The 13,043-nt window shown below is 65.3% G+C and carries 9 protein-coding genes and 1 pseudogene; 3 read left to right on the top strand and 7 right to left on the bottom strand.

All coding sequences use genetic code 11. The features are described 5' to 3' along the window. Nucleotides 1–9: 9 nt before the first annotated feature. Nucleotides 10–750: an IS21-like element helper ATPase IstB gene (istB, locus tag EPN98_RS24185; protein WP_293365557.1), complete on the top strand. Its 741-nt coding sequence runs from the start codon at nt 10–12 to the stop codon at nt 748–750. A 132-nt stretch (nt 751–882) separates the two neighbouring features. Here istB and EPN98_RS24180 read toward each other — a convergent pair. The 7 genes and pseudogenes from EPN98_RS24180 to EPN98_RS24150 all read right to left on the bottom strand — a co-directional run. Further along, nucleotides 883–1,568 (bottom strand): annotated as a pseudogene (locus tag EPN98_RS24180) (transposase); the annotation flags it as partial. A gap of 30 nt (nt 1,569–1,598) precedes the next feature. Continuing rightward, a complete protein-coding gene (locus EPN98_RS24175) occupies nt 1,599–2,483 on the bottom strand; it encodes a cytochrome P450 (RefSeq protein ID WP_293365556.1) in 885 nt (294 codons plus the stop codon). Between the two features lie 29 nt (nt 2,484–2,512). Then, nucleotides 2,513–2,839, bottom strand: a complete 327-nt coding sequence (locus EPN98_RS24170; RefSeq protein WP_293365554.1) for a hypothetical protein — start codon at nt 2,837–2,839, stop codon at nt 2,513–2,515. A 49-nt stretch (nt 2,840–2,888) separates the two neighbouring features. Next, entirely contained in the window at nt 2,889–3,134 is a 246-nt protein-coding gene (locus EPN98_RS24165) for a hypothetical protein (RefSeq protein ID WP_293365553.1), read from the bottom strand. A 325-nt stretch (nt 3,135–3,459) separates the two neighbouring features. After that, nucleotides 3,460–6,189 carry a TonB-dependent receptor gene (locus EPN98_RS24160; protein ID WP_293365552.1) on the bottom strand — a complete coding sequence of 910 codons (2,730 nt, stop codon included), beginning with the start codon at nt 6,187–6,189 and terminating at the stop codon, nt 3,460–3,462. A 131-nt stretch (nt 6,190–6,320) separates the two neighbouring features. Next, the gene (locus EPN98_RS24155) at nt 6,321–9,446 is read right to left on the bottom strand and encodes a TonB-dependent receptor (protein ID WP_293365551.1); all 3,126 of its coding nucleotides are present in this window, start codon (nt 9,444–9,446) and stop codon (nt 6,321–6,323) included. Nucleotides 9,447–10,191: 745 nt separating this feature from the next. Beyond that, the gene (locus tag EPN98_RS24150; protein ID WP_293365576.1) at nt 10,192–10,680 is read right to left on the bottom strand and encodes a MucR family transcriptional regulator; all 489 of its coding nucleotides are present in this window, start codon (nt 10,678–10,680) and stop codon (nt 10,192–10,194) included. Between the two features lie 246 nt (nt 10,681–10,926). Between EPN98_RS24150 and EPN98_RS24145 the strand changes: the two genes are divergently transcribed. Both EPN98_RS24145 and EPN98_RS24140 read left to right on the top strand, forming a co-directional pair. Continuing rightward, the gene (locus EPN98_RS24145) at nt 10,927–11,238 is read left to right on the top strand and encodes a hypothetical protein (protein ID WP_293365550.1); all 312 of its coding nucleotides are present in this window, start codon (nt 10,927–10,929) and stop codon (nt 11,236–11,238) included. Between the two features lie 994 nt (nt 11,239–12,232). Then, entirely contained in the window at nt 12,233–12,952 is a 720-nt protein-coding gene (locus EPN98_RS24140) for a TonB-dependent receptor plug domain-containing protein (RefSeq protein WP_293365549.1), read from the top strand. Nucleotides 12,953–13,043 lie beyond the last annotated feature (91 nt).

The raw sequence follows: 13,043 nt of genomic DNA, 5'->3' as shown, positions 1-13,043 counted from the left end.
GGAGATCTGATGCTGACCCATCCCACCTTCGACCAGCTCAACGCCCTGGGCCTGCAAGGCATGGCCAAGGCCTTGCGAGAACTGCTCGACAACCCCGAAGCCACTGGCCTGGGACATGCCGACTGGCTGGCGCTGCTGCTGGATCGTGAAACCGTGCACCGACAGGACAAGCGTCTCGGCGCCCGGCTCCGCCATGCGCGCCTGCGCCACCACGCCGTCCCGGAAGACATCGACTACCGCGCCCACCGCGGCTTGGACCGCGGCGTGCTCAGCACGCTGCTCAAGGGCGACTGGATCGACGCGGCCGAGAACCTCGTCATCTGCGGCCCGACCGGCGTGGGCAAAAGCTGGATCTCCTGCGCGCTCGGCCACAAGGCCTGCCGCAACAACCGCTCCGTCCTCTACGTCCGCGTCCCCAAGCTCTTCGACGAGCTCGCCCTGGCGCATGGCGACAGCAGCATCGGGCGCCGCTTCAAGAGCTTAGGCGCCGTGCAACTGCTGATCTTGGACGACTGGGGCCTCGAGCCGCTGGACGCCCAGGCCCGCCACGACCTGCTCGAGATCCTTGAGGACCGTTACGGCCGGCGCTCCACCATCGTCACCAGCCAGCTGCCGGTCTCCGCGTGGCACACCGTGATCGGCGAGGCGACCTACGCCGACGCCATCCTCGACCGCCTCGTCCACAACGCCCACCGCCTCGACCTCAGCGGGGACTCCTTGCGGCGCCCCAAGCCTGCCGATCAGGCTTGACCGACCGGCCTGATACCTTCCACATCAACACCACGACGAAGCGCCCTCCGGAGTGGCGGGATCAGCCCGGAACGACTGGCGGCATCATTCCGGAACGGGTGGCGGCATCGTCGGAATCCGCACTCGGGCGAAGTCGTCGACGATGCACAGGATCCGGAAGCCCCGGCCCCAGTTGAGCGTGTCGGCGACAAAGTCCAGACTCCAGCGCTGGTTGGGGCCATCCGGCAGCGCCATCGGCGCCCGCGTCCCGGTCGCGCGCTTGCGGCCACGCCGCCTTCGCACCGCCAGGCCCTCCTCGCGGTAGAGCCGGAAGAGCTTCTTCTTGTTCATGCTGACGCCTTCACGCTCGTGCAGGATGCCCAGCCGCCGGTAGCCGAAGCGGCGTCGCTCCGCCGCCAGACCCCGCAGCCGCTCGCGCACGTCCGCATCGCCCGGCTGGGCCACGCGGCGCACCGTCTTGGGATCGATCTGGACCAGCCCGCAGGCCCGCCTCTGGGAGAAACCGCGCTCCACCATCAGGCGAAGCACGGCCTCTCGACGCGCTGCAGGCCCGATCAGTTTTTTCCCAGCAGGTCCTTCAGGGCCGAGACGCCCAGCATCGACTCCGCCAAGAGCTTCTTCAGCCGCCGGTTCTCGTCCTCCAGCGACTTCAACTTCTGGGCATCCGACACGCTCATGCCGCTGTACTTCGCCTTCCACCGATAGAACGTCTGCTCGCTGATCCCGTGCCGCCGGCACACCTCCGCCGTCGGGCTCCCGGCCTCCTGCTCCCGCAGCACCCCGATGATCTGCGCTTCGTTGAATCTGCTCTTCTTCACGTCCGTCTCCTCTAAGTGACGGACTCTCACTCAAACCGAGGGATCAGGAAGGGGGCAGGTCAATTCGCTTCCGCGGAAGAAGGGCAGAGTGCGCCATTTCGGTGGATCCACTTGGGTCAGTCGCAGGGCGGGGAAGCGCTCGGCCAGGCGTTGGAGCACGCGCTTGGCCTCGAGGCGCGCCAAAGGGGCGCCGATGCAGATATGGGCGCCACCGCCAAAGGCCACATGCGGCGCACGCTTGCGGGTAATGTCGAAACGGTCCGGATCCTCGAACACCTCGGGGTCCCGGTTCGCGCCATGCAACGAGGTGATGAGCAACTGGCCGGCGGGGATTTCGCGCCCGCAGACCTGAGGGGGCGCCTCGGTGACGCGGCTGGTGATGGCGACCGGCCCCTCGAAGCGGAGGATCTCCTCGACCGCGGAGCTCGAGAGCGCCGCCGGGTCGGCCGTGAGCTTGCGCCATTCCTCGGGATGGGTCAGCAGCAGCCAGACGCCGTTGCCGATCAGGTCCGTGGTGGTGAGGTTGCCGCCGACCAACAGCGCGGACAGGTTCACGCGGACCTCATCGTCGGACAGCGCCGCCCCGTCCGCTTGGAGCTTCACCATGTCGCTGATGAGGTCTTCCTGGGGCGAAGCCCGCCTCGCAGCCATCAAGTCGGTGAAATACGCGGTGAGTTGCGCCGAGCCCCATTCGGCGCGGGCGGCCTGCTCAGAAGAGCGGAACGGGTTGAGGCTCAGGATCACGGCCTCCGACCAGTCGCGGAACTCCCTGCGCCGATCCGGCTCGACCCCCAGCACGTGGACGATGACCAGGATCGGCACCGGGATGGCGACGTCACTCATCAGGTCGAAGGGCTGGCCGCTCGGCAATGCGTCGATCACCTCGTCGATAACCTCTTCGAGGCGCAGCTTCATGCGGTTGACGTGCCCGTAGAACGCCTGGGCTAGCGGCGGTCGGACCCAGGGTTGTCGAGGGTGAGGATGCTCTCCTGACGGCCCAGCATCTGTTCGGGAGGGCGCTTGAGCCGCGCGCCGTCCTCGGCGTGGCTCGAGGCCCGCCAGATGGAAGCGTCGTTGACGGTTTGCCGGACATCGGCGTAACGCGTCAGGAACCAGCTCTTGACCGGCTCGTCGCGCATGACCGGGCACCGCTGGCGCAAGGCCTTCAATCGGCTGTGCGGGTCGTCGCGCGCGGCGGGATCCAGAGCGGTGGTCTGGATAATGTTCCATTGCGGTTCGCCCGCACCGGCCGTCTCGGTATCATCTGGCATCGTGATCCTCCTGAATGTGTCGGCCGCCGCTCGGCGACCGAGTTCAGTCTCAGTGCGTGGGCGCCGTGGCCGACAGGGTGGCGGTCTCGGCGCACGCTTTGGCGGCGGGGTAGTCCGCCTTGCCATTGCTGACGCGCAGCGGCCGGTCGGCGACGAAAATCCTCTTTGGGGCCTTGTAGGCCGCCAGGGTCGTGCGGACGTGCGCCCGCACGTCCGCCTCGTCGAGCGTCTGCCCGGCCGGGAGCTCGACGACCGCGGTCACGACCTGGCCCCACTTCGGGTCCGGCAAGCCCACGACCAGCGCATCGGCGACGGAGGGGTGGGTTTCAGGGCTTCTTCGACCTCCTCGGGGAAGACCTTCTCCCCGGTTCTGCACGCTGGCGGTGACGGTGGCGTTTCAAGGCGCCTCCCAGCAGGCGATCAGGTCGTGCTGCCAGAAGTCCTTCGACCGGACCCCGACAGTCGTCCCGCGGCAGGGCGGCGCCTTCCCGCGCGTGCGTTCGATGGCGCCGGGGAGGATGTGCGCCAGCCGCGACCGGCGCTTGGCACAGTCGCGGCGGCTGATGCGGCCCTGGGCGCCCGCCCTGCGGGGCTGCTGCAAGGCGCCAGGTCGTCCCGTACTAAAAGCGGTACTGGAGTTCGATGCCGTAGATGCGGGGCGGGGTGAGTTCCACCTCCTGGGCGCCCGTGGCGAACCGGTCCGACGGCACGGTCGGGCTGTTGTTGCGGCTCGATCCGGCGAGCGCGGCTTGGTAGCCCTCGGTGTCGAACACGTTCTTGACGTAGGCGATCACTGTGTACTTGCCGCCAGTAGGCGCCCAGTAGGCGCGGAGATCCACCTGATCCCAGGAAGGGGCCTTGTTGTATTCTCGGGTGAAGACGTTGGCGTAGGCCTCGGACCGGTAAAGATAGGTCGCTCCAAGGGTGAGGGCGCCGGGTTCCAACTCGAAGGTGTAGGACCCGTTCAACGCCAGTTTGTGCTTCGGCGCCTGGGGTAGCTGGTTTCCGACCACGCTGACGGGGCCGGTGTTGATGTTGTCGTTGGTATCGACCAGCGTGACGCTCTTCCGAATCTTCGTCGGATTGTAACCGTAGTCCACCGTCAGGCGTACTGGCCGGATCGGCTGCCAGATCATGCCGAACTCCAGGCCGCTGGACCGCGACTTGGCGATATTGACGAACTGACCGACGTTGGTCGGGCCCACGCGCACGGTGACCGGCGCCTGCAGGTTCCGGTAATCGAGATAGAAGAGCGCTGCGTTCACCTGCAGGGTGGAGCTTACGTTCTTCTTCAGGCCGATCTCGTAGGAGTTGACGGTCTCTTCGTCCGCCTTGGGGTCGGCCAGGAACCCTCCGGCCGAGAAGCCGAAGGCCTTGTAGCCGCGGCTGTAGCGGGCATAGGCCATCGTGTCGTCGTCAGGCTCCCACTGGACGCCGAAGGTCCCCGTCCAGGCGTCCGACGTATCGCCAAGCCGGCGGCTGGCGATGCCGTTGGAGCCGATCGTGTATTGGCGGCATACGCCTGCCGTGCAGACCGAAGGGCTGGTGACCCCTTCGATCAGGCCCGCGGTGCTCTTCGGCGCCAGCGTGTCGGTGAGGTCCATGGCCCCGTTGCCGAGGCCGCCCAGTGGAGCCAGCGCGTTGCCGAGGCCCAGCGCCTGGCCGACGGCCGGCAGAGCGGTCAGGTTGCCGAGCAGGCTGCCCCAGTTGGCGGCCGTGCCGGGACCGAAGGCGCTGAGGCCCAGGGCCGGATAGAGGCCCGGGTAGCAGGCGTCGGAGTTACAGACGATGCGCCGGAACTCGGAGCCGAACTTCTTGTCCTTGGTGTAGCGCAAGCCCGCGGTCACCTTCAGGGTCTCCGTCGCCTGCCAATCCACCTGCCCGAACACCGCCTTGCTCTCGGTCGTCAGGTCGTAGTTGCCCGTCGACCAGAGGCCTTGGGGATTCGGCGCAGCGCCCAGGATCGGAGTGCGGAGGCTGGAAGGGCCGTTGAGGAAGAAGTCGGCGGTGCTGCCGGTCCCGGTGTATTTTTCGTTGTAGTAGTACGCGCCCGCGATCCATTGGAGCGGACCATCGTGGGACGATGAGATGTTGATTTCGTGGCTGTACCACTTCGGATACTCAAAATAATGGAATGTATTGTCTGCGTTTACGGTCAACGGAGCGCAGTTGACCGTCGAGCGTCCGGCCGCGAACAGGGCTCCAACGGTTCCACAGATCGATCCGGGCGCCAGTGGTATCTGGAACGACTGGACGTTGGTCGCGTCGGTGTCGCCATAGAGGTCGTACTTATACTCTTGAATGCCTCCGACGTACCTGATGTCGATACTCGGCAAATGGTAGACGAAGTTGGTCGTCAGCGAATTGACGTCCCGCAGCCTGACACGCTCGGGCGTGTTCGTGTTGAACTCGTGTGCATCCTCCAAAGCGGGATTCACGGTGATGTTCGTGTTGCCGAACTGCCGCAGGCTGCCCGGGACGATGCCGTTCACGCCGGTTTCCGGCGTGTAGCCGTGGGCCGAGTTGTAGACGATCGAGAAGTTCGGATCGAGGCGGCCGGTCTCATACGGGCCGTTGAGATAGCCGGCGCGCGCGCCGGGACCGCCGCGGTTGTGCCAGGCCAGGGTCTTGTAGGAGACCCACAGCTCGGCGTTCTCCCCAAGGTCTGCTTCGAGCTGGAATTGGACTTGGTACTCGTCCCGCTTGCTGCCTTCCGACGGGCCGCCGGCGAGGTTCTTGAAGTAGCCCTTTCGCTGGTCGAACTTGTAGCCCGAGACGCGGAACCTCAGATCGTCGGCGATGGGCCCGGACACCGCGGCCTGGAAGTTGGTGAACCCGTAATTCTCGGCGATCGCCCGAACCTCGGCGTAGAAGTCCTTGGTCGGCCGCACGGAGATGACGTTGACGGTGCCGCCGATGGCGTTGCGGCCGTACAGCGTGCCCTGCGGCCCGCGTAGGATCTCAACCCGCGCCACGTCCAGCGGCGGGCCGCCGGCCAGCACGGTCGAGGTGGTGAACAGGCCGTCGATGTAGATCGACACGGCGCCGTCGACGGCGTGCACGTTCGTCAGACGGCCGATGCCGCGCATGCTGGCCCGGTCGTTGCCCGACTGATAGGTGAAGCCTGGTGTGAAGTTGGTTAGATCCTGGACCGAGTTGACGCCGACCAGGTCGCGTTGCTTGCTGGTGAACGCCGAAATGGCCACAGGCACGTCCTGGAGGCTCTGCTCGCGCTTTTCGGCGGTGACGACCAGTTCCTCAATGACGTTGGCGGGCTGGGCGTTGGCTGTGCCGGCGATAGCCGCAACGGCCAGGGCGCTCGACACCAGAAGATTGTTTCTAAGAGTCATGTTGTCGGCCTCCTCAGCCAATCTGATGAATATGTTGCATTCCCCCGGCGCATGAGCCGGTTCGGCGCGTCTGGTGACCCAAGACGACCGCTACCCGGTCAAGCCGCCAGGATCTGGCTCCCGCCGCCCGCCTAGAACCGCTTCTTGAAGCCGACCTCGAACACCCTGCCGAGCGGATTGCCGTTCGTGTAATCGTAGTTGTACTGGCTCGGCACGTAGGGTGGGTCCTTGTCGAACAGGTTCTGCACGCTGGCGGTGATCGTCGTGTCCCAGGGCGCCTCCCAGCGGGCGACGAGGTCGTGCTGCCAGAAGTCCTTCGACTTTCCGACGGGAACCAGGTCGCGGCCGGACGGCGCGCTGGGATTGGGGACGGTCACGAACAACGGCGATCCGAACGCCGGCGACGTGCCCTCTGCGTATCGGGTCTGCCATCGGACGGACAGTGGTCCCCGATTGAAGGCAAGGAACCCATTGGCCCGCAATTGGGAGTAAGAGAAGAATTCGTTCACCAAGTCGCTGAGGCCCGCGCGGTCCTCGGCCGGCGAGATGGCGATGTCTGTCCCAAGCAGGGACGTGGCGCCGCGCTTGTATTCGATCAGATAGGTGGCCTCGCCGCCGATGGCCCAGGCGCCGTCGAACCAGCCGTCCCAATCGTACTGGGCGCGGAACTCGAGGCCCGATGTCTTGGTGTTCGGCCCGTTGATTGTGAAGCTTCTCAGGCGCGCCACGTTTGCCGCGCCGCAGGCCCCGGCAAACGTGAACCTTGCCTGGAGCTCGGCGAAGGCCGCGGCCCCACAGTTCACGTTGGTCCCGCCCGGGAACATGGTGGCGTAGAGCCGGGCGCCGCTCTCTTCGGTGATCTCGTCTTTGAACTTGAAGTTGAAATAGTCGAGCGTCGCCGTGAAGCCGCCGATCTCCAAGATCGCGCCCACATTGAAGGTGTCGGCCTTTTCGGGCTTCAGGTCGGGGTTGCCGCAGCTCTGGAAGGCGCGATAGGCGCTGCCCAGGACCCGCACGCCGTTGTTGCAGCCGGCGCCGACGAGGCCGGGGGCCGGCGCGCGGAACGTCGTACTCGCGCTGCCGCGCAGGGCCAGCATGTCGGTCACCTGCCATTTCGCGGCGACCTTCGGATTGGTGGTTGATCCAATCCCGCCCTGGTAGTCTTCGTGGCGGATCGCGAAGTTCAGGTTGACGTTGTCGAGCACGGGAACTTGGAGTTCCGCGAAGATCGCCTTGACGTTGGCGTCGTCGTCGCGGTCCACGGCGGAGCCGAAGAACTGCAGGGGGCCGCTTTCGTCAGCGCAGGCCGGCCGGTCGGGGCACGGCGTTTCGCCGGAATTGAAGAACTCGCCGTACTTGCGGATCTCTTGTGTGTAACGGTACTGGGCGCCGGCGGCCCAGGCGACCGGCCCGCCCGCCAGTTCGATACCGGTCTCGCCGGAGAGAACGGCGTCGGCGACCAGAAGCTTGTTGGTCAGGACGTTCGTATAGTTGCCGTAAAGCCAGGCAACCACCTGAGGATTGTTGGCGACCGCCGGATTGTAAAAGGGATTGGCGGCGCCGTTCACGGCGCTGGTTTGCACGCCGTTGGTGAAGGGATTGAAGTAATGGCACCCCAGGGCCGCATTGCCGGCGCCGGTGGTGAAGTTGTTGGTCTCCGCAGCGGTGCAACCGGCAGGGTCGCTCGCCTGCGCCCCGAAGCCGCGTAGCGCCAGCTGGATCCGCGACACCAGCAGGTCGTTCGTGTTCGCGGTATTCTTCTGCTCCATGTAGGTGAGCGCGGTGTCGAACTTGATGCCGGCAAAGAGCTCCCCCTTGAAGCCGCCCGAGATGCGGAAGGCGTCATTGACGATCTCTTGGTGGTCGGCCTTGTCCGGGTTGATCGGGTGCCCCGCGAAGGCGATCGCCCGCCAGCCGAGCTGGATTATATCAACGCCCCGGGCGCCGAGCGGCGCGCCGGGTTGCGCCCCTACCGCGCTGTTGGCGGAGCCTCGGACGGCGGCGCACTGAGCGGCGGTGAGCGGCGCCCGGCAGTCGTTGAGAAGGGCCACGAGGCCGGGATGATTGGCGGGGATGTTGTACGGAACGGCGAAGTTGGGACCATTGGGCGCGGTGGGGGAGAAGGAGGTTCCGCCGATGGCGACAGGCGAGGGGTACTGGGCCGTCAGGTTGGCCGGCGAGATTCGCTGCATCGGCGTGTCGTTCTTGGTCCACGCCGCTTCGCCATGGAAGGACACCTTGTCCGACAAGTCAAAGTTGACCTCAGCGTAGAGCTGGTAGTGGTCTTCGCGGTTTACCAGGTCGTTGAAGTTGGAGAACTGGAAGCGGCAAAGCGAGCCGGCGGTCGCCGGACTCTGCGCGCTGACCGGCACAGCCACGGTCGCTGTCGCACCTTGGCCGAGGGTGCCGCTAAGGGGGTTCGGATAGGTGACGTTGTTGGTGAGCGTGCCGCCAAGCTCTTCGCAACCATTGTCGCGGAACAGGTTGGCGCCCCCCAGGAAAAGGCCAGGGTTCGAGGCGCCGGTCCAGCCGCCGGCGCCCGCATAGCCGCCGAAATCGAAGGACCGGAGCGCCCAGTCGCGGTCATGGATGTCGAGTCGGGACCGGTGGCGGTAGCCGGCGGTCAGCAGGACGTTGCCGTTGTCGAACTGCTTTCCCCAGGCGACGTTGCCCTGATAGTCGCCGTTGGAGCCGTCGATGAGGGCATATTCTCCATCCAACTCCAGTCCGTCCAGGTCCCGCCGGGTGATGAAGTTGACCACGCCGCCGATCGCGTCCGAGCCATAGGTCGCGGCGGCCCCATCTTTGAGGACCTCGATGCGACCGACCGCTGCGGTCGGAATGAAGTTGAGGTTTGCTCCCCCGCCCTGAAAGGCCGCGGAGGGGCTATCCGCCAACCGCCGACCGTTCATCAGGGTCAGCGTGCGGGCGGCGCCGAAGCCCCGCAGGTTGATCGTGGCTGTTCCCGCCCCGCCGTTGTAGCGGTTGCTCTCGCCGAGCGACGACTGCGAGGAGGTGATCGTCTTGACAAGCTGCACGACGGAGGGGCTGCCCTGCGCTTCGAGGTCCTTGCTCGAAAGCACATCGACCGGCATGGCGGCGTCTTCCGGCGTCCCGGCAATGAAGGAGCCGGTGACGATGACCTCCTCGACCTCGGCAGGCGTGTCGGCGGTCTGCGCCGACGCGGTTCCGGCCAGGCCCAATGCGAACGCCACGGCCAGCATCGAGCTTCCGCGGAAATAGCGACGGTTAGTCATCCTGTTTTCTCCCCTTTGTCCGGCCCGCATCGTTATCGCGCGGAGTCTCGGACTGCTTCATGCCGACGAGTCTCTGCGTCGGCAGGCACCCTCGGTCGTCTTGTCTGGGCCTGAGTTCGCCCCGAACCCCTCCCGCGCCTTACAGCTCTCGACGGAGCGGCAGCGCATCGCCACCTCATTTCATAACGTAACGCACAATAGTAATTGCACAAGCCCGTAGCCAGCTCGGGACGTCGACGCGCGAGCGGCCCGGGCCCGACAGGGGATTTCGACCGGCGAGCGCGCGAACCGCATCCCTCAGAGCCGGGAGGTACGAGGTATGCAGGGGTGGATACAAATCCAGCGGGCCGAGTGCGTTCGTCGTATCCCGGCATGGGGCCGCGTTTGGCCTGTCCGGTCAGTCGAAGACGGCCCATCCTCGGGCCTTCGACCGACGTCCCGTCACGCTGGAACTCGCGCGCCCGCATCCCGGCTCAATCGAAAGCAGCGGCCCTCTGCGCGTCCCAGCCTGTCCTTCCTTGGCCAGGGCCGCGTCTCCAAGGAATAGAGCCGATCGCCCTTCATGGCCGCCACAGCTTCAACCTCGTCGGTCGCCAATCCTAATCGGTCAGGCTGAGTTGCAGCGAGCCTCGTATGACCAGAGTCATCCTCCACAAAGAGATGGCCGGTCTGGCGCCACCCGACGTCCGGGCACGACGTTCGCGACGTCGGGCGCCCGTTGCACGGCGGCCAGCGCTCTCCGTAGTCAGGGCTCCGACTTCATCAGCCTTGGGCGCGCGGGCGCACCCCGCCCCCGACGTCTTCGCGCGGAACATGCGGCTGAGTACTCCGCGCAGACCATGGGGTAGTCGTCGGGGAGCCCCCACTTCCGGCGATAGTCTCCGGGCGTCAACCCTCTCGCCGCCAGATGCCGCGGCAGTCTCTTGTAAGGGCGGCCGTCTTCGAAACTGATCAAGGCCGAGCATTTGATCGAGTGGGCGATCGCCGAGGCATCGGGCCTGGGCGCTGAACCGTCGCGGATCGCGGCCAGGTTCGCCGCCGTAGCGGACACCCGCTTCACCAGTTCGACCAAACCGCGAGGGTCGATGCGAGGAGACGCGCCGCTGCTCAGATAGGACGTGACAACCACCGTGGTGAGGCGCGCGACAGCCGGATGCAATGGTCGTTCTCCAATGCCCGCCCTCCAATGCCCGCCGGCGCCAAGGGGGATCTTGAGACGCGGCCTTGCGCCCATAAGATATGCGTACATACGTCACGGTTTCTCCGCGCACAACGACGGGATTCCGAGCGCAGCGTTACTTCAACATTGCCGCTCTACCTGCGTTTTTTGCTACGGGCGCCTGGCTTCGGCGGGATCTCCGGAGTCTCAGCAGACAATATTCGGATGATGAGATAATGTGTGTATGATACAAATATGGCTGTGACGACCTTATGGGCCGCCTCACACCCTTGGACGGCGCACACTTGAATTGGAGATCTCATGAGACTCGCTGCAGCGCTCGCCACGGGCCTCATGCTGTCGATGTTCACGGCCGGAAGCGCGTCCGCGATGGAACCTGTCGTAGCGAAACTTCGCGCTGCGACCGAGAAGAAGGTGAAGTTCGTTGCCGCCGGCACGATCTTCCAATCCGAAGGGACCCAGTGCGTGGCCGCCGTTCCCAACTACCGCACGATCACGCTTGAGGCCTGCAGGCAGCTCTCTCGGCGCTTCGGCGCCATTGACAGCCTGGGGGACGCGCGGCGCTCGCTTAGCTCGGAAAAGCTCGCGACCTGCAACGGAAGCCGGGCCTAGCGAGACAGCCATATGTAGGCATCGGCGCTATCCGCGCGGACTCTTTCCAGCGCCCTTATGGCTGCACGACGGCTGAGGCGCGGACCAATTGGCGAGATCGGCCGTCCAGTATGTCCAGCGGGGAAGCGCCCTGTGAGTCGGGGAGAGCCCTTCGGCGGCTGCCGCGCGCGGGGCATTCGGCGCCGGCGTTGAATCGAATGTGATTTGAGTGGGGGCTCCACTGGCTGGGCCGGCGAGAGTCGATGTGAGCCTCGGCTTCGGGATCCTGGTCTGAGCCGGCCACAAGTCGTCGCTGACCCTGACCACGGATTGCGCGGGCGCCCCTCTCCCTACCGGTTCGGGCTCTCAAGGCCCGGCGGCTCGCTCGCCTCGGACGTTCCGTGCTGACCGATGAGAACGGCTGATCTTTGCCGGTGCGTCGGGCGAACCGATGCCCGCCTCGTCGGAGGCCGGGCCTGATCGAGCGCGACCGCGTCAAAGGCGCGCCGCGCGCCATTGCTGGCGCGCGGCGCAAGGATGCTCTGGGAAGGACTGATGTCCGTAAGCACTTGTATGCTACAATAATAATTCTTCAGCGCAACCCCTGACGTGCCATCGGGAGGCGAAGCCGCTGGCTCCATTTACAAAGATATTGCCAATCCAATTTCGAAGTGGTGGCTAGAGGTCGCGTTTGTATTCGAACTAGCGCATAAATTGCCAAGTTCAGATGTGGTCACATCAACAGCATTGCCGGCTGAGCGAGACATCAATGATTGTTGACAATCTAGCCACGACCGGATTGTTGGCGCGCGTCGGTGGGTGAAAGTCTGTGATTGACGAAAGCGTCGTTCCTTCGCAACCTCCGCAAAGGGCGCAGAACAAGCGTCGATGAACTAGGGTCAGAAATAGGTAAGGTACGGTGCCGATACAATATTATCGGCTTCCGAGCCTGAGCCCAGGCCACCCTTCGACGACTGATCGGAGGAGGAACAGCGCTGCGGGGAGGCAGCCCAGGATGATCGCAAAGAAGCTTATGATGGCGTCAGGCGTTCTGATGCTCACCAGCGTCGCCGGCGCGCCGGCCTTGGCCCAGTCCACCAACACCATCGAGGAACTGGTCGTGACCGCTGAAAAGCGGGACCAGAGCCTCCAGGACGTGCCGGTCGCAATATCCGCCTTCACTGCGGAGCGACGCGAGATCGTCGGGATCAATTCGATCCAGGACATGACGAACTTCACACCGGGTCTGCAGTACAATTCTTCGACGGACCGTGTGTCGCTTCGGGGGGTCGGCCGCCTCACCAACGTCCTGTCGGCAGAAGCCTCCGTCGCCAACTACAACGACGGGGTCTTCGAAACGTTCGCGGTGCAGGCGGGCCGCTCGACCCTGTTCCTCGACCGGGTGGAGGTGCTGCGCGGGCCGCAAGGCACCCTCTACGGCCGCAACGCTATCGGCGGCGCCATCAACCAGATCTCCAAGCGCCCGACCGCCGATCCCTACGGCGAGGTCCGCGCGGGCTATTCCAACTATGAGAACCGGTTCATCGAAGCGGCGTTCTCGGGCCCCCTCACGAGCAATATCCAGGGGCGCATCTCAGGCAGCTGGATCCGCCAAACCCAGGGCTGGATCGACAATATCATCCCGGGCTTCTCGGACGAGGGCGGCGTCAGAAACGAGCTATTCCTGGAAGGCCAGCTGCAGGGAAAGTTCTTCGACGACAAGCTGGACGTCTGACTGAAGGTCGGCGCCGGCCAGCGGCACAATGGAGCCGGCGGGCCGGGAAGCCAGTCCGGCGGGTGGACCAAGGCGCCGTATCCCACGTTCG

The sequence above is a fragment of the Phenylobacterium sp. genome (assembly GCF_004299445.1).
Taxonomy (GTDB): domain Bacteria; phylum Pseudomonadota; class Alphaproteobacteria; order Caulobacterales; family Caulobacteraceae; genus Phenylobacterium.
Note: the sequence above shows the minus strand (reverse complement) of the source record. Positions and strands in the feature narration are given on the sequence as shown.

Excerpts from the sequence above, each read along its gene's own strand:
- istB (WP_293365557.1), top strand. The coding sequence starts at position 10 with ATGCTGACCCATCCCACCTTCGACCAGCTCAACGCCCTGGGCCTGCAA.
- EPN98_RS24170 (WP_293365554.1), bottom strand. The coding sequence starts at position 2,839 with ATGCCAGATGATACCGAGACGGCCGGTGCGGGCGAACCGCAATGGAAC.
- EPN98_RS24175 (WP_293365556.1), bottom strand. The coding sequence starts at position 2,483 with ATGAAGCTGCGCCTCGAAGAGGTTATCGACGAGGTGATCGACGCATTG.
- EPN98_RS24145 (WP_293365550.1), top strand. The coding sequence starts at position 10,927 with ATGAGACTCGCTGCAGCGCTCGCCACGGGCCTCATGCTGTCGATGTTC.
- EPN98_RS24140 (WP_293365549.1), top strand. The coding sequence starts at position 12,233 with ATGATCGCAAAGAAGCTTATGATGGCGTCAGGCGTTCTGATGCTCACC.
- EPN98_RS24160 (WP_293365552.1), bottom strand. The coding sequence starts at position 6,189 with ATGACTCTTAGAAACAATCTTCTGGTGTCGAGCGCCCTGGCCGTTGCG.
- EPN98_RS24150 (WP_293365576.1), bottom strand. The coding sequence starts at position 10,680 with ATGGGCGCAAGGCCGCGTCTCAAGATCCCCCTTGGCGCCGGCGGGCAT.
- EPN98_RS24155 (WP_293365551.1), bottom strand. The coding sequence starts at position 9,446 with ATGACTAACCGTCGCTATTTCCGCGGAAGCTCGATGCTGGCCGTGGCG.